Source organism: Bradyrhizobium sp. BR2003, from assembly GCF_009720285.1.
GTDB lineage: Bacteria > Pseudomonadota > Alphaproteobacteria > Rhizobiales > Xanthobacteraceae > Bradyrhizobium > Bradyrhizobium elkanii.
Genome location: NZ_SMYJ01000034.1, coordinates 37,134 through 60,057, shown reverse-complemented (window position 1 = coordinate 60,057; position 22,924 = coordinate 37,134). Strand labels below are relative to the sequence as shown.

At 64.7% G+C, this 22,924-nt stretch carries 19 protein-coding genes; 17 read left to right on the top strand and 2 right to left on the bottom strand.

Features of this window, described 5'->3' with window-relative positions; genetic code table 11:
- The first annotated feature begins 5 nt into the window (after nucleotides 1–5).
- The 15 genes from hutI to E2I15_RS39735 all read left to right on the top strand — a co-directional run bounded on the left by hutI (nucleotide 6) and on the right by E2I15_RS39735 (nucleotide 18,323).
- Nucleotides 6–1,220, top strand: a complete 1,215-nt coding sequence (gene hutI, locus E2I15_RS28765) for an imidazolonepropionase (protein WP_137476274.1) — start codon at nucleotides 6–8, stop codon at nucleotides 1,218–1,220.
- Entirely contained in the window at nucleotides 1,217–2,776 is a 1,560-nt protein-coding gene (hutH, locus tag E2I15_RS28760; protein ID WP_137476273.1) for a histidine ammonia-lyase, read from the top strand. The genes hutI and hutH overlap by 4 nt, the downstream gene beginning before the upstream one ends.
- 57 nt (nucleotides 2,777–2,833) lie before the next feature.
- Nucleotides 2,834–4,501, top strand: a complete 1,668-nt coding sequence (hutU, locus tag E2I15_RS28755) for a urocanate hydratase (RefSeq protein WP_137476272.1) — start codon at nucleotides 2,834–2,836, stop codon at nucleotides 4,499–4,501.
- 339 nt (nucleotides 4,502–4,840) lie between these two features.
- Complete coding sequence (locus E2I15_RS28750; protein WP_028331424.1) at nucleotides 4,841–5,995, top strand: transporter substrate-binding domain-containing protein; 1,155 nt, start codon at nucleotides 4,841–4,843, stop codon at nucleotides 5,993–5,995.
- Nucleotides 5,992–6,633: an ANTAR domain-containing response regulator gene (locus tag E2I15_RS28745; RefSeq protein ID WP_137476271.1), complete on the top strand. Its 642-nt coding sequence runs from the start codon at nucleotides 5,992–5,994 to the stop codon at nucleotides 6,631–6,633. The genes E2I15_RS28750 and E2I15_RS28745 overlap by 4 nt, the downstream gene beginning before the upstream one ends.
- Nucleotides 6,634–6,760: 127 nt before the next feature.
- Nucleotides 6,761–8,011, top strand: coding sequence for a transporter substrate-binding domain-containing protein (locus tag E2I15_RS28740; protein ID WP_057015919.1), 1,251 nt, complete (start codon nucleotides 6,761–6,763; stop codon nucleotides 8,009–8,011).
- 131 nt (nucleotides 8,012–8,142) lie between these two features.
- Entirely contained in the window at nucleotides 8,143–9,012 is an 870-nt protein-coding gene (urtB, locus tag E2I15_RS28735) for an urea ABC transporter permease subunit UrtB (RefSeq protein ID WP_092080021.1), read from the top strand.
- Nucleotides 9,013–9,028: 16 nt separating this feature from the next.
- The gene (urtC, locus tag E2I15_RS28730) at nucleotides 9,029–10,168 is read left to right on the top strand and encodes an urea ABC transporter permease subunit UrtC (RefSeq protein WP_137476270.1); all 1,140 of its coding nucleotides are present in this window, start codon (nucleotides 9,029–9,031) and stop codon (nucleotides 10,166–10,168) included.
- A complete protein-coding gene (gene urtD / locus E2I15_RS28725) occupies nucleotides 10,165–10,917 on the top strand; it encodes an urea ABC transporter ATP-binding protein UrtD (protein ID WP_018270838.1) in 753 nt (250 codons plus the stop codon). The genes urtC and urtD overlap by 4 nt, the downstream gene beginning before the upstream one ends.
- Nucleotides 10,910–11,602: an urea ABC transporter ATP-binding subunit UrtE gene (gene urtE / locus E2I15_RS28720; protein WP_018270839.1), complete on the top strand. Its 693-nt coding sequence runs from the start codon at nucleotides 10,910–10,912 to the stop codon at nucleotides 11,600–11,602. Before urtD ends, urtE begins: the two co-directional genes overlap by 8 nt.
- Before the next feature lie 34 nt (nucleotides 11,603–11,636).
- Nucleotides 11,637–12,674, top strand: coding sequence for an aliphatic amidase (locus E2I15_RS28715; protein ID WP_137476269.1), 1,038 nt, complete (start codon nucleotides 11,637–11,639; stop codon nucleotides 12,672–12,674).
- A 95-nt stretch (nucleotides 12,675–12,769) separates the two neighbouring features.
- Complete coding sequence (locus tag E2I15_RS28710; protein WP_137476268.1) at nucleotides 12,770–14,104, top strand: purine-cytosine permease family protein; 1,335 nt, start codon at nucleotides 12,770–12,772, stop codon at nucleotides 14,102–14,104.
- A 34-nt stretch (nucleotides 14,105–14,138) separates the two neighbouring features.
- Nucleotides 14,139–15,158 (top strand): alpha/beta fold hydrolase, encoded by a 1,020-nt coding sequence (locus E2I15_RS28705; RefSeq protein WP_137476267.1) that lies wholly within the window; start codon nucleotides 14,139–14,141, stop codon nucleotides 15,156–15,158.
- A gap of 34 nt (nucleotides 15,159–15,192) precedes the next feature.
- Nucleotides 15,193–16,020 (top strand): CbbQ/NirQ/NorQ/GpvN family protein, encoded by an 828-nt coding sequence (locus E2I15_RS28700; protein WP_137476266.1) that lies wholly within the window; start codon nucleotides 15,193–15,195, stop codon nucleotides 16,018–16,020.
- Nucleotides 16,021–16,034: 14 nt separating this feature from the next.
- A complete protein-coding gene (locus E2I15_RS39735; protein WP_137476265.1) occupies nucleotides 16,035–18,323 on the top strand; it encodes a nitric oxide reductase activation protein NorD in 2,289 nt (762 codons plus the stop codon).
- A gap of 9 nt (nucleotides 18,324–18,332) precedes the next feature.
- Here the strand turns inward: E2I15_RS39735 and E2I15_RS28690 are convergent, their stop codons facing one another.
- Nucleotides 18,333–18,920 carry an ANTAR domain-containing response regulator gene (locus E2I15_RS28690; protein WP_137476264.1) on the bottom strand — a complete coding sequence of 196 codons (588 nt, stop codon included), beginning with the start codon at nucleotides 18,918–18,920 and terminating at the stop codon, nucleotides 18,333–18,335.
- Nucleotides 18,917–20,080 carry a transporter substrate-binding domain-containing protein gene (locus tag E2I15_RS28685; protein ID WP_038379639.1) on the bottom strand — a complete coding sequence of 388 codons (1,164 nt, stop codon included), beginning with the start codon at nucleotides 20,078–20,080 and terminating at the stop codon, nucleotides 18,917–18,919. The genes E2I15_RS28690 and E2I15_RS28685 overlap by 4 nt, the downstream gene beginning before the upstream one ends.
- A gap of 423 nt (nucleotides 20,081–20,503) precedes the next feature.
- Between E2I15_RS28685 and E2I15_RS28680 the strand changes: the two genes are divergently transcribed.
- Both E2I15_RS28680 and E2I15_RS28675 read left to right on the top strand, forming a co-directional pair.
- Nucleotides 20,504–21,904 (top strand): amidase, encoded by a 1,401-nt coding sequence (locus E2I15_RS28680; protein WP_137476263.1) that lies wholly within the window; start codon nucleotides 20,504–20,506, stop codon nucleotides 21,902–21,904.
- A 17-nt stretch (nucleotides 21,905–21,921) separates the two neighbouring features.
- Nucleotides 21,922–22,917, top strand: coding sequence for an acetamidase/formamidase family protein (locus E2I15_RS28675; protein ID WP_137476262.1), 996 nt, complete (start codon nucleotides 21,922–21,924; stop codon nucleotides 22,915–22,917).
- The last annotated feature ends 7 nt before the right edge of the window (nucleotides 22,918–22,924 follow it).

The following is a 22,924-nucleotide window of genomic DNA, read 5'->3' as shown; positions in this document are numbered from 1 at the left end:
ATCGCATGGCAGAGCGCTTCGACCGTATCTGGCACAACGCCCGGCTCGCCACGATGCGCAGCGACCGCACCGATCTCGGCGAGGTCGAGCGGGGTCTGATCGCGTTGCGCGACGGCCGCATCGTCTATGCCGGCGTGCAGTCGGATTTTCCTGTGGATGCGGACGCCGTTGAGCGGATCGATTGCGCCGGCCGCTGGATCACGCCCGGGCTGGTCGATTGCCACACCCATCTCGTCTTCGGCGGCAATCGCGCGCACGAGTTCGAGCTGCGCCTGAAAGGCGCGAGCTACGAGGAGATCGCGCGCGCGGGCGGCGGCATCGTCTCGACCGTCGCGGCGACGCGCAGCGCGACCGAGGCCGAGCTTGTCGCCGGCGCGCTGCCGCGGCTCGATGCGCTGATCGGCGAGGGCGCAACCACCGTCGAGATCAAGTCCGGCTATGGCCTCAATGCCGAGACCGAGATGCGGCAGCTTGCGGCGGCACGCAGCCTCGCCCGCCTGCGGCAGGTCGCGATCCGCACGTCGTTCCTCGGAGCGCATGCGTTGCCGCCTGAAGCCAATGGCGACAAGAACCGCTACATCGATCTGGTCTGCAACGAGATGCTGCCGGCCGTGGCCAAGGCCGGCCTTGCCGATGCCGTCGACGGCTTCATGGAGGGGATCGCGTTTTCCGGAGAGCAGACGGCGCGGGTATTCGAGGCGGCGCGGTCGTTGGGACTGCCCGTCAAGCTGCATGCCGATCAGCTGTCCAATCTCGGCGGCGCGGCGCTGGCCGCAACGTTTTCGGCACTGTCAGCCGATCATCTGGAGCACACCGACGAAGCCGGCGCCGCGGCGATGGGGAAGGCCGGCACCGTCGCGGTCCTGCTGCCCGGCGCGTTCTATTTCATTCGTGAGACGCACAAGCCGCCGGTCGAGCTGTTTCGTAGCCACGGTGTAAACATGGCGCTGGCGACCGATTGCAATCCGGGCAGCTCACCGCTCACCTCGCTCCTGCTGGCGATGAACATGGGTGCAACGCTGTTCCGGATGACGGTCGCCGAATGTCTCACAGGGGTGACGCGAGAAGGCGCGCGTGCGCTCGGCATCCTTGCCGAGACCGGCACGCTCGAGGCCGGCAAGTGGTGCGATCTGGCGATCTGGGACATCGAGCGTCCGGCTGAACTGGTCTACCGCATCGGCTTCAACCCGCTGCACAACCGGGTGTGGAGGGGACGATGAACGATCGGGATGCGCCTGTCGTCGTGACGCCTGGAACCGTCGGCCTCGACGTTCTGGCGCGCGTGCTCGCCGGCGCGCCCATCGTGCTCGATCCATCGTGCTGGCCGCGTGTCGAGGCGGCCGCGGAGATCGTGGCGAAGGCGGCGCGTATTGACGTTCCCGTCTACGGCATCAATACCGGCTTCGGGAAGCTGGCATCGACACGCATCGCGCCCGACCAGACCGCGCTGCTTCAGCGCAACCTCATCCTGTCGCATTGCTGCGGAGTCGGTCCGAGCACGCCCGAGCCGATCGTGCGACTGATGATGGCGTTGAAGGTGATTTCGCTCGGTCGCGGCGCATCCGGCGTGCGCCGCGACGTGATCGAGCAGCTGCAGGGCATGCTGGCGCGCGGCGTCACTCCGCTGGTGCCGCAGCAGGGCTCGGTCGGTGCCTCCGGCGATCTCGCGCCGCTCGCCCATATGACCGCGGTCATGATCGGGGAGGGGCAGGCATTCCTTGATGGCAAGGTCGTGCCGGGCCGCGAAGCCCTTGCGACTGCCGGCCTCGCGCCGTTGACGCTCGGACCCAAGGAGGGGCTCGCGCTGATCAACGGCACGCAGTTTTCCACCGCCTATGCCATCTCCGGCCTGCTGCGTGCGCATCGCCTGGCGTGTGCCGCGCTGGTGACAGGCGCGTTGTCGGTCGATGCGGCGATGGCGTCGACGGTGCCGTTTCGCCCCGAGATACAAGCGCTGCGTGGCCATGACGGCCAGATTGCCGCGGCCGCGGCCCTGACCGCGCTGCTCGACGGCAGCGACATCAGGCAATCGCATCTCGAAGGCGACGAGCGCGTGCAGGATCCCTATTGCCTGCGCTGTCAGCCGCAGGTCGCGGGCGCCGTGCTCGACCTGCTCGCGCAAGCCGCCCGCGGGCTGACGGTTGAGGCCAATGCCGTCACCGACAATCCGCTCGTCCTGGTCGAGGCTGGCGAGATCGTGTCGGGCGGTAATTTCCACGCTGAACCGGTGGCGTTCGCCGCCGACCAGATCGCGCTGGCGCTCGCGGAGATCGGCGCGACCAGCGAGCGCCGGATCGCGACCCTCGTCGATCCCGCCTTGAACTTCGGCCTGCCGCCGTTCCTGACGCCCGAGCCTGGCATCAACTCCGGATTCATGATCGCCGAGGTGACGGCGGCGGCGCTCTATGCCGAGAACAAGCAGCGCGCCTTGCCTTGCTCGATCGACTCGACGCCGACCAGCGCCAATCAGGAAGATCACGTCTCGATGGCCGCGCATGCCGCGCGCCGGCTGTCGGACATGGCCGACAATCTCGCCGCCATCCTCGGCATCGAGCTGCTGGTCGCGGCGCAGGGCATCACGCTGCGCGCACCGCATGCGACCAGCGCACCGCTCGCGGCAGTCATCGCCGCGCTGCGGCAGCACGTTCCCGCGCTCGCCGCCGACCGCTACATGGCCGACGATCTCGCGCGGGCCGCATCGCTGATCGAAGCCGACGCGTTGCCCGCCGCTGCGATCGCGGTGCTTCCGACCGATCCATTTCCAAGACTGACTTAGAAGACTCTGACTTAGAAGACTCTGACTTAGAAGACTTGCTTAGCAGGGACATCCGTCATGAACCGCCGACTGGACAACGAACGCATCATCCGTGCACCCCGCGGCACCGACATCAGCGCCAAGAGCTGGCTGACGGAAGCGCCGCTGCGCATGCTGATGAACAATCTGGACCCTGACGTCGCCGAGCGCCCGAGCGAGCTCGTGGTCTATGGCGGCATCGGCCGCGCAGCGCGCGACTGGGAGAGCTTTGACCGGATTGCCGCCTCCTTGCGCAAGCTCGAAGGCGACCAGACGCTGCTGGTGCAATCCGGCAAGCCGGTCGGCATTTTTCGCACCCACGCGGATGCGCCACGCGTCCTGATCGCGAATTCCAACCTGGTGCCGCATTGGGCAACGCTCGATCATTTCAACGAACTCGACCGGCAAGGCCTGATGATGTTCGGCCAGATGACGGCAGGCTCATGGATCTATATCGGCAGCCAGGGAATCGTGCAGGGGACCTATGAGACGTTCGTCGAGGTCGGCCGCCGGCACTATGGTGGCAGTCTCGCCGGCAAATGGATCCTGACGGCAGGTCTCGGCGGCATGGGCGGCGCCCAGCCACTGGCCGCGACCATGGCCGGCGCCTCGATGCTCGCGGTCGAATGCCAGCCGAGCCGCATCGAGATGCGGCTACGCACGGGTTATCTCGACCGCCAGGCGACGACGCTTGACGAAGCGCTGGCGATCATTGCTGAAGCGGTCAAGAGCCAGAAGCCGGCGTCGGTCGGCCTGCTCGGCAATGCGGCCGAGATCTTTCCCGAGCTGGTGCGCCGCGGCGTGCGCCCCGACATCGTTACCGACCAGACCAGCGCGCATGATCCGATCAACGGCTATTTGCCCAAGGGATGGACGCTCGTCGATTGGGAAGCCAAACGCGCGGCCGACCCCAAGGCCGTTGAGACGGCAGCCAAGACCTCGATGGTCGATCACGTCCAGGCCATGCTGGATTTCCACGCGCAGGGAATCCCGACGCTCGATTATGGCAACAACATCCGCCAGATGGCCAAGGATATGGGCCTGAAGCAGGCGTTCGATTTTCCGGGTTTCGTTCCGGCCTATATCCGCCCGCTGTTCTGCCGCGGCGTGGGACCGTTCCGTTGGGCAGCGCTGTCAGGCGATCCCGAGGACATCTTCAAGACCGATGCCAAGGTCAAGGAGCTGATGCCCAACGACAGCCACTTGCACAATTGGCTCGACATGGCCAAGGCGCGCATCAAGTTTCAGGGGCTGCCGGCGCGGATTTGCTGGGTCGGGCTCGGCGACCGTCATCGGCTTGGCCTTGTCTTCAACGAGATGGTGGCGCGCGGCGAGCTCAAGGCGCCGATCGTGATCGGGCGCGATCATCTCGACAGCGGCTCGGTGGCGAGCCCGAACCGCGAGACCGAGGCGATGCGCGACGGCTCCGACGCCGTGTCCGACTGGCCGCTGCTCAATGCCTTGCTCAACTGCGCGAGCGGCGCAACCTGGGTGTCGCTGCATCACGGTGGCGGCGTCGGCATCGGCTATTCGCAGCACGCCGGCATGGTCATCGTCGCGGACGGCACGCCGGAGGCGGCGCGCCGGCTCGAGCGCGTGCTGTGGAACGATCCGGCCACGGGCGTCATGCGCCACGCCGACGCCGGCTATGACACGGCGATCGAATGCGCCCGCGCCAACGGGCTCGATCTGCCCAGCCTGCGCTGATGGGACCCTCCTGATCGGGAGCTGTTCGTGGCGCAATCTCGTCGCAGCTCTCAACCGTCCGGTTGATGTACGCGAGGTGACCGGCCGGACATGCCTTGATGCGGGAAATCGGCGCTGCGGCTACCGGAGATAGGTGGTCCGTGGAGTGCTGCGCCTGTGATCCATCGCGGGTGACACATTAATCTGCCTGGTTTCGCGTCAGCTTCGCTGACAGGATGAGCGGCCAGGGTCCTTGTCTCGCGGCAGATGGCATGCAATCTTCCGCAGCCGGCAATGCTGTTCGAGAGCAACAAGAACAATAATCCCTCTCGTCCCTCCAATTCTGTCGAGGGCCTGATCATGTCGAACCTTACCCAAACGACATCCGCTCCGTGGCGGATAGGAGTGCTGTTCTCGCGAACCGGCTTCATGTCGGTGATCGAGGAGACCCAGTATCAGGGCACGCAACTCGCGATCGAAGAGGTGAATGAAGCGGGCGGCGTCTGCGGCCGCGAGCTGGTTCCCGTTGCCTATGACCCCGGATCGGACTCGGCCGCCTATGGCCATTACGCCAAGCGGCTGATGATCGAGGATCAGGTCAGCACGATCTTCGGCTGCTACACCTCGTCGAGCCGCAAGGCGGTGCTGCCGGTGGTCGAACGGCTGAACGGTCTGCTCTGGTATCCGACGCTTTACGAAGGCTTCGAGGCGTCGCCCAACGTCATCTACACCGGCGCATCGCCGAATCAGAACAGCCTCGCACTGTGCCGCTATTTGATGGATACGTTCGGAACACGGTTCTATTTCGTGGGGTCGGATTACATCTATCCGCGCGAGTCCAACCGGGTGATGCGGGAGCTGCTCAAGAGCAATGGCGGTTCGGTCGTTGGCGAGCGCTATGTCAATGTCTATGCGCGCTGGCAGGATTTTGTGCCGATCATCCAGGATATCAAGCGTGTCAGGCCCGACGTGATCTTCTCGACCGTCGTTGGCGAGGGCACGGTGTTCCTCTATCAGGCTTACGCGAATGTCGGGCTCGATCCAAAGCAGGTGCCGATCGCCAGCCTGACCACGACGGAAGCCGAAATCGCCGCCATGGGCTTCGACGTCGGCGAGGGACACGTCACGGCGGCATCGTACTTCCAGGGCGTCGAGGGCAGCGCCAACAATGCGTTTGTGCAGCGCTTCAAGAAGCGGTTCGGCGCCGATATCTCGACCAACATGTGCGCCGAGGCGTCGTACTTCCAGCTGCATCTGTTCGCGAAGGCGCTCGAGCAGGTCAATTCGCTCGACACCGAGGTGCTCCGCTCGATGGTGTTCGGCACCAGCTTCGATGCACCGCAAGGTGCGGTCACCGTCAACCCAATGTCGGGTCATACCGACCTCTGGACCCGCATCGGGCGCGCCAACCGCCAGGGGCAGTTCGATGTCGTCAGCCAGTCGAAGGAGCCGGTGCATGCGGATCCGTTCCTGATCGGATATGGTCGTGCAACGCAAACAGGAAGCGTCCAATGAACGAAATGTCGCGTAAGCCGTCGCTGAGCCGAGACGTCGGCGGACGCAAGACCATGGTTCAGGAACTTGCCGATCTGTCGGCGGTGGTGGTCGCGCCGGTCGACGATCAGGTCGGCATGTTGCTGCGCGAGTTGCAGCGGTTCCGGATGCGGGTGCGGCAGGTCTGGCCGATGCCGGAGAGCGTGCCGGCCGATGCCGACGTAGTGTACTGCGAATATTCTCCTGACCTGGCGCGGCGCCTGCCATGGATTCCCGGCGATGCACGCTCGGCGCTGGTTGTGATCCTGCCGGCGACGGAGGTCGTGCACGCCGACGCGCTGTGTCATGCGACGCCGAACGCCGTTCTGCCGCGGCCGTTCACGCAAAATGCAGTGCTGTCCAGCCTCGTGCTGGCGCGCAGTCAATTTGGTTACGAACGGCGGCTCCGCAGCAAGATCGAGAAGCTCGACGACAATCTGCGCTCGATGCGCACGGTGGAGCGCGCCAAGGCGATCCTGATGGCGACGCGGCAGATGCCGGAAACCGAGGCCTATGGCTTCATCAGACGACAGGCGATGGATCGTCGCGTGTCGGCAAGTGCCGTCGCCGCGGCGATTGTTGACTCGTTCGAACTGCTTGGCTACGATCATCAACAGTAAGCCCCAATAGCGGGGCCGGCGGCGACAGCGCCGCCTTCGACACAACCGGCAACAAAGCCCTCCCAATGCTCGCGTAAGCGCGCATCGGGAGGGCTTTTTGTTTTTTCAGTCCTGAAGGGAGCTAGGGATGAGCATTTCACGGCGGACTTTGCTGAGGAATACCGCGGCGCTTGGCGCGTTTGCCGGCGCCGGACTGCCGCACATCTGGATCAAGAACGCCGACCTCGCTTACGCCGCCGGCGGCGAGATCAAGGTCGGCGTGCTGTTCTCGCTGACGGGAACGACCGCGATCATCGAGGAATCGCTCAACAAGGCGACGCTGCTTGCCATCGAGGAGATCAATGCTGCAGGCGGCATCAAGGGCAGCAAGATCGTGCCGATCGTCGAGGACCCCGCGTCCGATCCGGCGACCTTCTCGGAGAAGGCTCGCAAGCTCGTCGTCGGCGACAAATGCGTCAGTGTGTTCGGCTCCTACACCTCGGCAAGCCGCAAGGCGGTGCTCCCGGTGTTCGAGCGGCAGAACAATCTCTATTGGTATCCGACGCTCTATGAAGGCCGCGAGTGCTCGAAGAACGTGATCTACACCGGCGCGGTGCCGAACCAGCAGCAGGATGAGTTCGTGCCCTGGTTGGTCAAGAAGTTCGGCAAGAAGTTCTACCTGATCGGCTCCAACTACATCTATCCGAAGGAAGAGAACAACTACTGCAAGAAGCTGCTTGAGAAGCTCGGCGGCGAGGTCGTGGCGGAAGAATATGTGCCGCTCGGTCATTCCGAATTCTCTTCCGTCATCAACAAGATCCGCTCGACGCAGCCGAACGTGATCTTCTCCACCGTGGTCGGCGATTCCGTGGTCGCACTGCATCGTCAGTACAAGGCGGCCGGCCTCGATCCCGAGAAGATGCCGATGGCGAGCCTGACGACCTCCGAGAACGAGGTCGCTGCGATGGGCGGCGAGGCGGCCGCCGGTCATTTCACCTCGGCGCCTTACTTCATGGTGCACAAGTCGCCGGAGAACGAGAAGTTCGTCGAGGCCTACAAGAAGCGTTGGGGCGCCGACAAGGTGACGCATTTCGTGTCGGAGGCCTGCTACTTCCAGACCTACCTGTTCAAGCAGGCGGTCGAGAAGCTCGCGACCAGCGACCTCACGCCGCCGAACATCCGCGACGCCGTCAAGGGCCAGGAAGTGATTGCACCGCAGGGCAAGGTCCGGATCGAGCCGGAGAACCTGCACACCTGGCTGTGGCCCAAGATCGCGCAGGCGAAGTCGAACGGACAGTTCGAGATTCTTGTCGAGGCCAAGGAGTGGCTGAAGCCGGTGCCTTACGCGGCCTATCCCGGTCAGTCATGCACCGAGAAGGGCCTGGTCGAGAAAAGCTGACGACGGGGGCTGACGAAGGCCGTCGGCGTGCGGCGCCGGCGGCCTGCATCCCCAAAACGAATGCGGCCTCTCGCACGAACGGGTGGGAGGGGCAGGGCGCACAAAACGAACATCGAAAAGCGGATCCCGACGTGGACCAATTCATCGAACAAATCGTCACCGGCCTCAGCATCGGATCGATCCTGCTGCTGGTCGCGCTGGGCCTGTCGATCATCTACGGGTCGATGGGCATCATCAATCTCGCCCATGGCGAGTTCGTGATGCTCGGCGCTTACGCGGCCTGGGTGTTCCACACCTATCTCGGGCTCGGCCTGCTGGCGAGCCTGGTGCCGATCTTCCTCGTGGTCGCCGCGTTCGGCTGGGTCATCGAGCGTTATGTCCTGAGCTTGCTCAACAACCGGCCGCTGGACACGATTCTTGCGACCTGGGGCGTCGGCATCATGTTGCAGCAGGCGGTGCGGCTGATGGTCGGCAGCGAACTGCGCTACGTGCAGCTGCCGCCGGCGCTGTCCGACAGCATGGACGTGTTCGGCATCCCGGTATCGTCCTATCGGGTGTTCCTGTTCGTGGTGTCGATCGCGCTGTTCGTGGCGACCTGGTTGCTCATGAATCGCACCACAGTCGGAATGAAGCTGCGCGCGATCATCCAGGACCGTTCGGTCGCCGCCTCGTTCGGCATCAACGCCAAGCGGGTCTATGCGCTGACTTTCGCCTATGGCGCGGGACTGGCGGGACTGGCCGGCGCGCTGGTGTCGCCGCTGAAGAGCGTGTCGCCCGATATGGGCACCGGCTATGTGGTCGATGCCTTCATGGTGGTCGTGCTCGGCGGCGTGCAGAGCCTCGCCGGCACCGTGGCGAGCGCCTTCATCCTCGGCGAGCTCTCCGGCGGCATCGCCTTCCTGCAGAACGACACGGTGGCCAAGGCGATCGTGCTGCTCGCCATCGTCGTGCTCATCCGTTTCCGCCCCGAGGGGCTTTTCACCGCACGCGTGCGGGCCTGAGACAGATCGCTCATCTATGCCGTCGCATGTTCCCAACCCCAACGGATTGCAGCGCCTGATCGCGCAGCTGGCACCTCTGTTGATCGTCTGCGCTGTGGTGTTCGCGCTGCCGGTGCTGCTCAACAACGACTTCCTGCTCAACAAGGTCGCGCGTTATCTGGTGCTGGGGATCCTCACGGTGTCGCTCGGGCTGTCCTGGGGATTCGGCGGCATCCTGAATCTCGGCCAGGCGATGAGCTTCGGGCTCGGCTCCTACGCCATGGCAATGGCGCTCAAGCTCAAGACCGTGCCGGTGCACACGGGAGCGAGCGGACTGCCGGACTTCATGGTCTGGAACAATGTCCAGCATTTGCCGTGGTTCTGGGAGCCGTTCCGCTCGCTGACCTTCGCGATCGCCGCCGGCCTGATCGTGCCGGCGCTGGTCGCGGCGGCGCTCGGCTGGTTCATGTTCCGGGGGCGCGTCACCGGCGTCTATGTCTCGATCATCACGCTCGCCACCATGGTGGTGATCAATCTCGTGATCATCGACCAGCAGAGCTACACCGGCGGCTTCAACGGCATCACCGATCTCGCCCAGCTCGAGATCTTCGGCGTCGCGTTCGATGCCTATGGCCGTGCAACCTACTATCTCGTGGCCGGCTGTGTCCTGCTCAGCCTGCTTGTCGCCTTCGCCTTCACAAGAACCAAGGCCGGCTTGATCGTGCAGGCGATCCGCGACCATGAGAGCCGGGTGCGCTACTTCGGCTACGACGTCGCGCTCTACCAGATCTTCGTGTTCGCGCTGTCGGCGGCGATCGCGGGCCTTGCCGGCATGCTCTACACGGTGGTGATGGAGTTTGCCTCGCCGACCTTCCTCGGCGTGCAGCTTTCGCTTTCGGTCGTGGTGTGGTGCGCGGTCGGCGGCCGGCAGAGCCTGGTCGGTGCGTTCCTTGGCGCGGTACTGGTGGCGGGCATGCAGGGCGCGCTGTCGGAGTCCGCAGCGTTCCTGGAAACCTGGACGCTGGTGATGGGCGCGCTGTTCGTGCTCGTGGTCCTGTTCCTGCCGAAGGGGCTCGCCGGTCTCGCGCAAGCTGCCCTGCGCTGGATCGTGCTGCGACGACAAACCGCGAGTGGCGGCGTTGCGCAGGGCGTCGGCCAGACGGAGGGCAGCACATGAGCTCCCATCTCGATCTCCGCGACGTTTCCGTCAGCTTCAACGGTTTCAAGGCGCTCAATTCACTCAACATGAGCGTGCGCAAAGGCGAGCTGCGCTGCCTGATCGGGCCGAACGGCGCCGGCAAGACCACGGCGCTGGACATCATCTGCGGCAAGGTCAAGCCGAGTGCCGGCACGGTGAGCTTTGACGGAACGGCGCTGCAGGATCTCGAGGAATACGAAATCGCCCGTGCCGGCGTCGGCCGCAAGTTCCAGGTGCCGAGCGTGTTCCGCGAGCTCTCGGTCTCCGAGAACCTTGAAGTGGCGCGAGCCCGGCGCACGAGCGTCTTCGGCAATCTGCGCTGGAATATCGGCAACTCGGGGCGCGAGCATGTCGAGCGTCTCGCTGAACTGGTCGGGCTCACCGAGCAGCTCGACCGGCCGGCGGCCTATCTGTCGCACGGTCAGACCCAGTGGCTGGAGATCGGCATGCTGGTCGCCCAGGACGCCGAGCTGATCCTGATGGACGAGCCCACCGCGGGCATGACGGCGCAGGAAACCCGCAAGACCGCCGAACTGTTCGCTCGGCTGAAGGGCAAGCACACGCTGATCGTGGTCGAGCACGACATGGGCTTCGTCAAGGCGATCGGCGACATCATCTCGGTGATGCATATGGGCCAGATGCTGGCCGAGGGCACCGCCGCTGAAGTCGAGGCGCATCCGGAAGTGCGCCGCGCCTATCTCGGATCGGGAGGCATCAGCCATGCTTGAGCTGACCGACGTCGACGCCTTCTACGGCAACAGCCGCGCCCTGCAGGGCATCAACCTGACGGTTGGCAATGGCGAATTCCTCTCGGTGCTCGGCCGCAACGGCGTCGGCAAGACCACACTGATGCGCAGCATCCTCGGCCTGATGGACCGGTGCACCGGACGGCTGTCGCTCGACGGTGCCGACATCTCGCCGCTGCGGACCTACCAGCGCGCCAAGGCCGGTATCGCCTATGTGCCGCAGGGCCGCGGGATTTTGCCGAAGTTCACTGTGCGGGAAAACCTGACGCTCGGGACCTTCGCCGCGAAATCGGCCAACGGCATCGAGGAGTGGGTTCTCGAGCTGTTTCCGGTCCTCAAGGACTTTCTCAATCGCTACGGCGGCAATCTCTCCGGCGGCCAGCAGCAGCAGCTTGCGATCGCGCGTGCGCTGCTGGCCAAGCCCAAGGTCATCCTGCTGGACGAGCCGACGGAGGGTATCCAGCCGAACATCGTCGAGCAGATCGAAGACGTGATCGTCAGCCTCAATCGCGAGCGCGGAATCACGGTCGTGCTGGTCGAACAGAATGTCGCGTTTGCGCGGCGTGCGTCTCACCGCTTCGCGTTGCTCGAAAAGGGACGCGTCGTCGCCAAGGGTACGATCGGTGAGCTCACCGATGATCTCATCCAGCTGCACATGGCCGTGTAGCGGGACTTATCGCTCAGGAAAAGGGAGTCGAGACATGTTGCATGGAGACATATCGAGCAGCAAGGACACGGTCGGCGTTGCCGTGGTCAATTACAAGATGCCGCGCCTGCACACCAAGGCCGAGGTGCTGGATAACGCGCGCAACATCGCCAAGATGGTCGAGGGCATGAAGCTCGGCCTGCCGGGCATGGACCTCGTGATCTTCCCGGAATACTCGACCCACGGCATCATGTACGATTCCAAGGAGATGTACGAGACCGCGTCGTCAGTGCCGGGCGAGGAGACCCGGATCTTCGCGGACGCCTGCCGCAGAGCGAAGGTCTGGGGTGTGTTCTCGCTGACCGGCGAGCGCCACGAGGAGCATCCCAACAAGGCGCCGTACAACACCCTGATCCTGATGAACGACAAGGGCGAGATCGTCCAGAAGTACCGCAAGATCATGCCGTGGGTGCCGATCGAGGGCTGGTATCCCGGCGATTGCACCTACGTCTCGGACGGGCCGAAGGGACTGAAGATCAGCCTGATCATCTGCGACGACGGCAACTATCCGGAGATCTGGCGGGACTGCGCGATGCGCGGCGCCGAACTGATCGTCCGCTGCCAGGGCTACATGTATCCGGCCAAGGAGCAGCAGATCCAGATCTCGAAGTCGATGGCCTGGGCCAACAACTGCTACGTGGCGGTCGCCAACGCCTCCGGCTTCGACGGCGTCTATTCCTACTTCGGCCATTCCGCGCTCATCGGCTTCGACGGCCGGACCCTTGGGGAGTGCGGCACCGAGGAGAATGGCATCCAGTACGCGCAACTCTCGGTGTCGCTGATCCGCGACGCCCGCCGCAACATGCAGTCGCAGAACCATCTCTTCAAGCTGATGCACCGCGGCTATACCGGCCTGATCAACTCCGGCGACGGTGATCGCGGCCACGCGGTCTGCCCGTACACCTTCTACAAGAACTGGATCACGGACCCCGAAGGGACGCGGGAGATGGTTGAAGCCATGACCCGTCCGACCGTCGGGACCGATGAATGTCCGATCGAGGGCATTCCGAACCAGAAAGTCGCACATCGCTAGGTGACATCGATGATCGGCGCCGGCGCGATGTTTCGCGCCGGCGTGGTTCGATGCAACGGCGGACACTTCCTCGCGGAGGAAACAGGGGGGACATCATGAGCGGTCAATCGAACAGCGGGCTGGTTCATCAGACCGAAGGGCAGATCGACGACCTTCTCGGCCATGAATTCGAGCACGAGCCGGTGCCGATGAGCGCCCGGCGCAGCGCCTTCTCGGTCACGATGGTGTGGCTGGGATTTCCGATGATCATCACCGGCGCGATGACCGGTTCGCTGCTGGTGCTGGGCATGGGGTTCAAGAATGCACTGGTGGCGATGATCGTCGGCAACCTGATCATGTTCGCCTATGTGGGCGCGCTCGGGCTGATCGGCACCAGGCGCGGCATGAATTTCGCGCTGATCGCCAGCATCGTGTTCGGAAAAAAGGGCTATGTGCTGGCGTCGGGCCTGCTGTCGACCCTGCTGCTCGGCTGGTATGCGGTGCAGACCGGCATCACCGGCGCGCTGATCTCCTCGACCTACGGCCTCAATTACGTGGCGATGACCATCGTCGCCGGCGTGCTCTATATCGGGATTACTTTTGTCGGCGTGAAGGGATTGCACTGGATCGGGCTGGCGTCGGTGCCGCTGTTTGTCGTACTCGGCCTCTGGGTCGCGGCCGATGCCGCCTCGACCACGACGTCAGGGGCGATCTTCGCCTATGCCGGCAACAATGGCGTCGCCAGCATGTCGATGGGCGTCGGCCTCACGGTGGTGCTCGCGCTGTTCATCGACGCCGGCACGGTGACGGCGGACTTCAACCGCTGGGCGCCGAGCGCGCGGGCCTCGCTGTTCGCGACGTTCAGCGCATTTCCGTTCGCCAACCTGGCGGCGATGCTGGTCGGCGGCGTGATGACGGCGGCGCTCGCCGTGCCGAACGCCAATCCGTTCGGTGTCGACAACATGTTCGGCTACATGAACGGCAAGCAGCTCACCTGGCTCAGCATCCTCGCTTTCATCTTCCTCTACGCCAATCTCGGCTCGGTCTGCTCGCACTGCCTGTACAATGCGGCCACCGGCTGGTCGCGCATTCTCGGGACCAACATGCGGCTGATGGCAGTGGTGCTCGGCGCGCTCGGCATCCTGGTCGCTGCCGGCAATGTCTGGGCGTTCTTCATCCAGTGGCTGTCGCTGCTCGGCATCCTGGTGCCGCCGATCGGCGCGATCATCCTGGTCGACCAATACCTGCTGCGGGCCGAGGCGCGCGCGGACGTCGACTGGCGTGCGAAGCCGTTCATCGCCTGGGGCATCGGGTCGCTGTGTGCCTTTGCGGTTGAAAACCTGATGCCGGGACTGTCCACTGCGATCTCCGCCGCGGTGGTCGCAGGCATCGTGTACGGGGCGATCGCACGGGTGGAGTCTCCGACCGAAAAGGTGGCGCGTCCGGCGTAAGCGATCAGCTCGATCAAGCAAGAAGGGTGCATCAATGAGCGTCGACTATCAGACCCATGATCTCGGCAATTTGACCTTGCAGCGCGGCGCGACCATTCGCGACTGCAAGCTCGCCTACAAGACCTATGGCCAGCTGAACGCGGCCAAGGACAACGTCATCGTCTATCCGACCTGGTACTCGGGTCAGCACTACGACAATGAATGGCTGATCGGACCGGGCAGGGCGCTCGATCCGGCAAAGTACTTCATCATCATTCCGAACATGCTCGGCAACGGGCTGTCGTCGTCGCCGAGCAACACGCCGGAACCGTATAACGGACCGCGTTTCCCGCAGGTGACGGCCTATGACAATGTGCGCGCCCAGCATCGGCTGGTGACCGAGAAATTCGGCATCAAGCACATCCGTCTCGTCGTCGGCTGGTCGATGGGCGCGTTGCAGACGTTCCATTGGGGTGCGCTGTATCCGGATATGATGGACTTGCTGGCGCCGTTCTGCGGCTCGGCCAAATGCTCGCGCCACAACTTCGTGTTCCTCGAGGGCGTGAAGGCGGCACTCACCGCGGATGCTGCGTGGAAGGAGGGCTGGTACACCGACAAGCCGGCCCGCGGCCTGCGCGCCGCCGCGCGCGTCTATGCCGGCTGGGGCTTTTCGCAGGCCTTCTATCGCGAGCAGCTCGACATCAAGACGCTGGGCTATTCGTCGCTGGAGGATTTCCTGGTGGCGTTCTGGGAAGGCTTCTTCCTGCCGAAGGATCCCAACAACCTGCTGACCATGCTGTGGACCTGGCAGCACGGCGATATCAGCGACAACGAAATCTACAACAGCGACTTCAAGGCCGCGCTGAGGGCGATCAAGGCCAAGGCCTATGTCATGCCGGGGCAGACCGATCTGTATTTCCCACCGGAGGACAGCGCGTTCGAGGTCGAGAACATGCCGAATGCCAGGCTCGTGCAGGTACCGTCGATCTGGGGCCACTTCGCCGGCGGGCCCGGGACCAATCCGGTCGATGTCGCCTTCATCGACAGCAAGCTCAAGGAACTGCTCGCATCGTGATATCGACCGGTTGCGAACGGCTGCCTGCGCGATGATGGGAGGCGTGAGCTTGTCCAATCCTGCCCTGCTGCTCGACCAGTACCGCATCCGGGAGGAGCCGTATTACCGGCCGCTCAAGGATGAGGTCGAACTGTTCGGCGCAGCCTATGCCAATCGCATGCCGGTGATGCTGAAAGGCCCCACCGGCTGCGGCAAGACCCGCTTCATCGAATACATGGCGTGGCGACTCGGCCGCCCGCTGATCACGGTCGCCTGCCACGAGGACATGACGGCGGCCGATCTGGTGGGGCGCTGGCTGCTCGATGCACAGGGAACGGTGTGGAGCGACGGGCCGCTCACCACCGCCGTGCGTCTTGGCGCGATCTGCTATCTCGACGAGATCGTCGAGGCGCGCCAGGACACGACGGTCGTGATCCATCCCTTGACCGACGATCGTCGTGTACTGCCGCTGGAAAAGCGCGGTGAATTGATCCACGCCCATTCCGACTTCCAGCTCGTGATCTCCTACAATCCGGGCTACCAGAGCGCGATCAAGGACCTCAAGGAATCCACCAAGCAGCGCTTCGCGGCGCTGGATTTCGGCTATCCTGATCGGCCGGTCGAGACCGAGGTGGTGTCGCGCGAAGCCGGCATCGAACCGAACCTCGCCGATCTCCTGGTGAAGATCGCCCAGCATAGCCGCAACCTGAAGGGGCAGGGGCTCGACGAAGGCGCGTCGACCCGCATGCTGGTCAATGCCGGCCGCTTGATCGGATGCGGCATCAGCCTCGAAAAGGCCTGCGAGACCACGATCGTCGTGCCCCTGACCGATGATGCGGACACCAGGAACACGTTGCGCGACGTGATCTCGGCCTGCGGCTAAGTGGACGTTTGCAGGTGGCGGTCGCGCAAATCAGTTCGCTCGATAGCTTCCGGTCCGGACGTCGGCTCGCGGCGCTCTTGCGCGGCCACGACGATGTAGCTGCGGCCGTGCAGGCGGCGCGCACCGCTCTGCAGCGAACCGGTTGGTTCGACCACCTGCCGGTCTGGGACGAGGCCGTGCACGCCCTGTTCGAGGCCAATCTCGGTCAAGCCGTGGTGCAGGGCTTTCTGCGTCTATCGGAGCAATGGCCGGCGCAGCGATCGGCCGATGATCTGATCGCGATCGGCCGCGCGGTCCGGGACATCGGCTGCAGCGCCGGAAGCCGCGTCGCCCATGCGTTGCTGAGCGAATTGTCCAGGGTGCTGTCGCGGCTTGCGGGTGCAGGAGAACTCACCACGGTTCTCGCCGCGCTCGACCAACTCGCAGCCGTCGGGCCGGAGTCGGCGGGCCTCGCGATCGGCCGGCTGGGGCAGTTTCTGGCGCATGCCGGCGGCGAGGATTTTGCGGCGTGGATTTCCGCTGGCTTGCGCGCGAGCGGCGGTCGCGCATCGCGCCGCCGTGCCTATTTCGCGCTCGACGATCAGCTTTCGGCGCAGCTGTTCGCAGCCGGCCGGAGCGGGGATGATTTCGCGCGGCTGGAGAAACGCCTCGCTGCAACCACGATCGCGTTGTGGAACAGGAAGCCGCGTTTCCGCAAACTTGCCGTTGCACCGACGCCGGTGCCGCGGCGGACCTCGCTCGCCGCCGGGGTCATCGGTCTGCCGCAGACCTTTCCCGGCTTCGAAAGCGAGGAAGCGGACTCCGTCTATCTCGCGGCGGTCGCGCACGCCGGCGCGCATCTGGTGCATTCCACCGCCCGCTTCCCGGTGGGGCGACTGAAGGCGCTGCAGATCGCGCTGGTCTCGCTGATCGAGGATGGCCGGGTCGAGACGCTGGCGCTCCGCGAAATGCCCGGGCTGCGCCGGCTGTGGCTGCCATTTCACAGCGCGACGCCAGCCGGCCAGGCAACCGCAGCCGGACTGATGATGCGGCTGGCGCGGGCGCTGATCGATCCCGATTATCAGGATCCGGATGCGTGGGTGACCAAGGGGCGGACGCTGTTTGCCGCTGCCGCCGGCCGTTGGCGCGATCCTGCCATCAGCCGCGAGATCGGTGGCCTGCTCGGCAACGACATCGGGCAGATGCGGTTGCAGTTCAACGCCAAGAGCTACGTCGTCGAACCCGCCTATCGCGACGACAATCTGGCGCTGTGGGATTTCGGCGACCAGCCGGACAGTCCGGCCGAGACGATCGAACTTGCCGTCGATTCCGTGCGGTTCGAGCGGCGCGACGATGCGGGTGGCCAATCGGCCGACGACAACGCCAAGCCGGACGAGACGTTGCGCGCGAAGGCCAGTGCGGTGACGCTGCTGGATGGGTTTCCGGTCGCGACCTACCCGGAATGGGACTATGCGGCGCGTACCGAGCGGCCGGATTGGACCACGATTCTGGAAGCCGATGCCGCCGTTTCCGCGCAGCCCTTCGATCCCTCGACGGACGCCGAGGCGATGCGCTGGATCACGGAGTTGACCCGCGACGCGTCGATCGGCCGCCGTATCCGACACAAGGGCCAGCGCGACGGCGACGCGCTCGACATTGACGCAGCGATCGCCCTGACGATCGAGCGGCGCACCGGCAATATCAGCGAGCCCAGGGTCTACCAGCGCGATGCGCCCGGACCGCGCGATCTCGCCGTCCTGCTGCTGCTGGATCTGTCGCAATCGACCGCCGACCGTGACCGCCGCGGCCGGAAGGTCCTCGACGTTGAACGCAAGGCGGCCGCGATCATGGCAGCCGCGGTAGAGGCCGCCAATGATGCGATCGCGGTGCATGGTTTCAGCTCCGATGGCCGCGAGCGCGTGCGCTATCTGCGCATCAAGGGCTTTGCGGAGCCAATGGACGCAGTGGTTCGTGCGCGTCTCGCGGGCCTTGGTAGCAGCCATTCCACCCGGCTGGGCGCGGCATTGCGCCATGCCGGGGGCTACCTCGCGGAACGACGCGCATTCCGGAAGGTGCTGCTGGTTCTGACCGACGGCGAGCCGTCCGACGTCGACGTGCCGGATGCGCAATATCTCGTCGAGGACGCCCGCCGTGCCGCCCAGCAGCTGCGGCGGCGTGGCACCGATATCTTCGCCTTTGGCATCGGCGAGCACAGATTTCCCCAGCTCGATCGGATTTTCGGCGAGCGCTATGCGCTCCGCGTGCCGCGCATCGAGGTGTTGCCGCAACGGGTGATGCAGCTCTATGCGGAACTGAAGAAATAGCGGGTGCTGCTAGCCCGTTGCCCGGGGCAGGGAGCCCTTTGCGGTGATCTCCGCCGAGAGTTCCTCGATCGTCTTGCGCTGTTCCATGGCAGCCCGCCGGATCAGCGCGAAGGCAGCCGGCTCGGCCAGCGCATGGGTGTGCATGACCTGAAGGACCGCGGCGAGCACGACGCGGCGGGATCGCAGCCGCTGCTCCAGCTTGAGCACCTGCTGCTTCAGCTCGCTGGTGCGCTCGCTTCGCTCGAAGGCCAGGACCAGCGCGGCATAGATGCCGGCCGAGCGCAGCGGCTTCACCAGAAATGACGCCGGATCTAGGTCGAGCACCAGCTTCAGACGGCTCGGCGTCTCGGTGCCGAGCAGGGCGATGACCGGGCTTCGCCCAAACGACGTCCGATGCGCCGGCGAGGTGAGCGGCAGGAACTCGTCATCGATCAGCGTCACGTCGGGACGGCAGTCGATATTGGCACCGGGCTCCCATGTGACGATCTCGATCCCGAGGCGCTCGAACTGCCTCCTGACGATCGAGGCATCGCGCTCATCCTTGATGGCGACGAGCGCCTTGCGCCCCCGCAGCGAAAATGAAGACGGTTTGCTCATTTCACAACCCGCAAATGCGGCGCATTCGGCAACGTTCCGTCCCTTGCCGGGCTGGCGGCGATGTCGAGCTGCGTCAGGTAAGGATCCGGTCTGACCGGCGCTTCAGCTTCCCAGAAGATGTCAAATTGTCCTTCGGCGTTCGAGACGGCCAGCCGCGGCGTCAGGACGCAGTGGTTGTTGCTGCCGTCGATCCAGACCGGACCTTGCGGCGAATTGTAGCGGTGGCCGGCCGCGGCGCGCCGCACCTCGCCGATATTGGATGTGCCGGCGCGCTGCAGCGCGCGGGCCAGCAGATAGACCGCGACATAGGCGGATTGCCCGTCGACCGACGGGCTGCTGTGTTCGCCGTAGCGCGCCTTCCAGCGTGCCACGAAGGCCCGGTTCTCGGGCAGGCGAATGCTTTCGAAATAGGCCGACGAGGTGATGCATCCGGCCGATGCGGGACCCGCGATCTTGAGCTCTGGCTCGCACAGGCTGCAGCTCAGCATCGGGATGTCGAGGCCGGCTGCGGCGGTCGCCGCATGAAAGGCGCGGATGAAGTCGTAGCTCGAGCTGCCGACCAGGGTGTTGAAGACGACCGGCGGCCGGCGCCGCACGATCTCGTCCACGATGTGCGTGACCGCGCTTTCACCAAGTTCGAGCAGGCGTTCGGCGAGAATGCGTCCTTTGGCCGCCGTCACGAGCTCGCGGGTGACGCGATTGGTTTCCCAGGTCCAGACGTAGTTGGAGCCGACACAGAAGATTTCGCGCGAAAGATTATCGAGCACGTAACGCACCAGCGGCAGTACGTTGTGATTGGGTGAGGCGCCGACATAGATGACGTTGTCGGAGCATTCGAACCCCTCGTAGCGCGCCGGATACCAGAGCAGGCGGTCGGTGCGCTCGACGATCGGCAGCACCTGCTTGCGCGAGGCCGAGGTGTAGCAGCCGATGATGTGCTCGACGCCGACGTTGCGAATGAGGTCGTCGCAGACCGTGTGATACTCGGAAATGATTCCGCGGGGATCGCGGACATGCGCAGATATTGCGAAGTCGAACTCGTCCTGATTGTTGATTTCGTCGACCGCCATCATGGCGCTCTTCAGGATCTCGCGTCCCATGGCCTGATAGGGCCCGTGCTGCGAGCAGATGATGCCAACTGGAATGGAGGGCTTGGTCATTGAGTACTTTCGGCGGCGCGACGCATCAAGAAAATCATCTTGGCAGAGGTCGGTGCAAGAGGTCATGCCGATTTGCTGCGCATGCACCTCGCGAAATTTGTGCAGCCAGCCTCGTTGACAACGCGCTGCACACCTCCTTAGAATTTTCTCCTACAGGGCTTCCTGTCGAACCTTGCGTGCGTCGATTTGGCCGATGACGTCCCGATCGCCGCGCAGAGTGCTCCGTTCGACGCCGGACCCGTGCGATAGTTCATAGCCGCGGCATTTGGGCCATTCGTCACCTTCGTTTCGGAGGGGCGGGTGGCTTTTTGCTTTTGCCGCTCAACAAATTGGCGACACGTCCGTGCCGCCAAGCCGGAGGCGCGTGCGCGGTGATGGGCGGTGCCTGCGCTTGCGTCATGTCAAGTGCGGGGATGAGAAACGATGCCGACGACGGATCTTCACTATTTCGGGCTCATTGAGATCGGGCAGCAAATCCAGGCGAAAAAGCTTTCGCCGGTCGAGGTGACCAAGGCGATGCTCGGACGTATCGAGCAGCTCGACGGCAAGCTCAAGAGCTACGCCTATGTGATGGGCGAGGCGGCGCTGGCCGAGGCGGCGGCAGCCGAGAAGGACATCGCGTCCGGCAAGATCAAGGGACCGCTGCACGGCGTGCCGATCGCCGTCAAGGATCTGTGCTGGGCGAAGGGCGCGCCAGCCGCGCATGGCATGACGATCCATCGCGACTTCCGGCCGAGCGAGGACGCCACGGTCGTCGCGCGGCTGAAGGATGCCGGCGCAATCATCCTCGGCAAGCTGCAGCAGACCGAGGGCGCCTATGCCGACCACCACCCGAAGATCGATCCGCCGAAGAATCCGTGGAATGCGGACTTGTGGTCGGGCGCATCGTCGAGCGGTTCCGGCGTCGCCACCGCCGCGGGGCTTTGCTTCGGTTCGCTTGGCACCGATACGGGCGGCTCGATCCGCTTTCCGTCGGCCGCCAACGGCATCACCGGGCTGAAGCCAACCTGGGGACGTGTGAGCCGTTATGGCGCGTTCGAACTCGCGGCGACGCTCGATCACATCGGGCCGATGGCGCGCAGCGCGGCCGATTGCGGCGCGATCCTCGCCGTGATCGCGGGCCAGGATCCCAAGGACACCACCTCCGTGCCGCTGCCGGTGCCGAACTATCTCGCCGGCCTGTCCGGCGATTTGCGCGGCATGACCATCGGGGTCGATCGGCGCTGGACCAGCGAGGGCACGGACGAGGCCGCCGGTAAGGTGCTCAGCGAAGGGCTGCGCGTTGCCGCCGATCTGGGTGCGAAGATCAAGGACATCACGTTTCCTGATCCGAAGGCCGTGATCGAGGATTGGTTCCCGCTGTGCGGCATCGAAGTGGCGGTCGCGCATGAAGAGACCTATCCGGCCCGCAAGGATGAATATGGTCCGGCGCTCGCCGGCCTGCTCGACCTCGGCCGGGCGCAATCCGGCATGAACTATCAGAAGATCGTGCTGCGGCGCGAAGCATTCCGCGGCGCGGTGCGGCTGTTGTTCGAGACGGTCGATCTGATCGCCGTTCCGGCCCAGGCGTTCGCTGCGCCGACATTGGCCAAGATGGCGGCGCTGGGTGAGGATCCGTCGCTGATTACCGGGCTGCTGCGCTTCACCTGTCCGTTCGACATGACCGGCAGCCCGACCGTGACGCTTCCCGGCGGCTTCGCGCCGAACGGCGGGCCGGTCGCCTTCCAGTTCGTCGGCCGTCATTTCGACGAAGCAAGCCTCGTTCGCGCGGGCGATGCCTTCCAGCGCGTCACCGACTGGCACAAGCGCCATCCCGCGATCTGAATCGAGGAGCCGTTCGCATGTCCGAAGATTGGTTGAAGAGTTCCATCATGGCCAAGCGCGCCCTTGCCAAGGGCGCGACCGGTACGACCCATAGCCTGACGATCGAGCAGCAGGGCGGCTTCCATTACGTCTATGGGCCCTATGCCAAGCCGACCCTGTCGATCGATCCGGGCGGGGTCGTCGTTGTCGAGACCGAAGACGCCTTCGGCGGCGTGCTCACCAGCGAAAGCGACAGCCCCACGGCGAAGCTGAACTTCCCCTATCTGAATCCGCAATGCGGGCCGATCGCGGTCAAGGGCGCCAGGAAGGGCGATTGCCTCGCCGTCTATATCCGCGACGTCGAGACCCGCGGCGCGCAGCCGGCCGGAACGACCTGCATCATTCCGGAATTCGGCGGCCTGGTCGGGACCGCATCCACGGCGCTGCTCAATCCGCCGCTGCCGGAACGCGTCAAGAAGCTGCATGTCGACCGCAACGGCGTGCGCTGGAACGACAAGATCACGCTGCCCTATGAGCCGTTCATCGGCACGATCGGCGTCTCGCCGGAGATCGAGGCGATCTCCTCGCTGCAGCCCGATTATCACGGCGGCAACATGGACCTGCCCGACGTCGCACCGGGCGCGATTATCTATCTGCCGGTGCATGCCGAAGGCGGGCTGCTCTATGTCGGCGACTGCCACGCCACACAGGGCGACGGCGAGCTCTCGGGCGTCGCGCTGGAGCAGCGCGCGACTGTCACTTTGCAGATCGATCTGATCAAGAACTGGAGCTTCGCCTGGCCGCGGCTCGAGACGCGCGACTTCATCATGACGATCGGCAGCGCACGCCCGCTCGAAGACGCTGCGCGCATCGCCTATCGCGAGCTCGTGCGCTGGATGAGCGCCGATTACGGCTTCGATGAAATCGACGCCTACATGCTGCTCAGCCAGGCCGGCCGCATGCGGCTCGGCAACATGGTCGACCCCAAATACACGATGGGGGCGTCGATCCTGAAGAATTACCTCAAGGCGTGACTTCAAA

What these genes read in the sequence shown, in the direction of transcription:
- hutI (WP_137476274.1), top strand. Translation starts at nt 6, where the DNA reads ATGGCAGAGCGCTTCGACCGTATCTGGCACAACGCCCGGCTCGCCACG.
- hutH (WP_137476273.1), top strand. Translation starts at nt 1,217, where the DNA reads ATGAACGATCGGGATGCGCCTGTCGTCGTGACGCCTGGAACCGTCGGC.
- hutU (WP_137476272.1), top strand. Translation starts at nt 2,834, where the DNA reads ATGAACCGCCGACTGGACAACGAACGCATCATCCGTGCACCCCGCGGC.
- E2I15_RS28750 (WP_028331424.1), top strand. Translation starts at nt 4,841, where the DNA reads ATGTCGAACCTTACCCAAACGACATCCGCTCCGTGGCGGATAGGAGTG.
- E2I15_RS28745 (WP_137476271.1), top strand. Translation starts at nt 5,992, where the DNA reads ATGAACGAAATGTCGCGTAAGCCGTCGCTGAGCCGAGACGTCGGCGGA.
- E2I15_RS28740 (WP_057015919.1), top strand. Translation starts at nt 6,761, where the DNA reads ATGAGCATTTCACGGCGGACTTTGCTGAGGAATACCGCGGCGCTTGGC.
- urtC (WP_137476270.1), top strand. Translation starts at nt 9,029, where the DNA reads ATGCCGTCGCATGTTCCCAACCCCAACGGATTGCAGCGCCTGATCGCG.
- urtD (WP_018270838.1), top strand. Translation starts at nt 10,165, where the DNA reads ATGAGCTCCCATCTCGATCTCCGCGACGTTTCCGTCAGCTTCAACGGT.
- urtE (WP_018270839.1), top strand. Translation starts at nt 10,910, where the DNA reads ATGCTTGAGCTGACCGACGTCGACGCCTTCTACGGCAACAGCCGCGCC.
- E2I15_RS28715 (WP_137476269.1), top strand. Translation starts at nt 11,637, where the DNA reads ATGTTGCATGGAGACATATCGAGCAGCAAGGACACGGTCGGCGTTGCC.
- E2I15_RS28710 (WP_137476268.1), top strand. Translation starts at nt 12,770, where the DNA reads ATGAGCGGTCAATCGAACAGCGGGCTGGTTCATCAGACCGAAGGGCAG.
- E2I15_RS28705 (WP_137476267.1), top strand. Translation starts at nt 14,139, where the DNA reads ATGAGCGTCGACTATCAGACCCATGATCTCGGCAATTTGACCTTGCAG.
- E2I15_RS28700 (WP_137476266.1), top strand. Translation starts at nt 15,193, where the DNA reads ATGGGAGGCGTGAGCTTGTCCAATCCTGCCCTGCTGCTCGACCAGTAC.
- E2I15_RS28690 (WP_137476264.1), bottom strand. Translation starts at nt 18,920, where the DNA reads ATGAGCAAACCGTCTTCATTTTCGCTGCGGGGGCGCAAGGCGCTCGTC.
- E2I15_RS28685 (WP_038379639.1), bottom strand. Translation starts at nt 20,080, where the DNA reads ATGACCAAGCCCTCCATTCCAGTTGGCATCATCTGCTCGCAGCACGGG.
- E2I15_RS28680 (WP_137476263.1), top strand. Translation starts at nt 20,504, where the DNA reads ATGCCGACGACGGATCTTCACTATTTCGGGCTCATTGAGATCGGGCAG.
- E2I15_RS28675 (WP_137476262.1), top strand. Translation starts at nt 21,922, where the DNA reads ATGTCCGAAGATTGGTTGAAGAGTTCCATCATGGCCAAGCGCGCCCTT.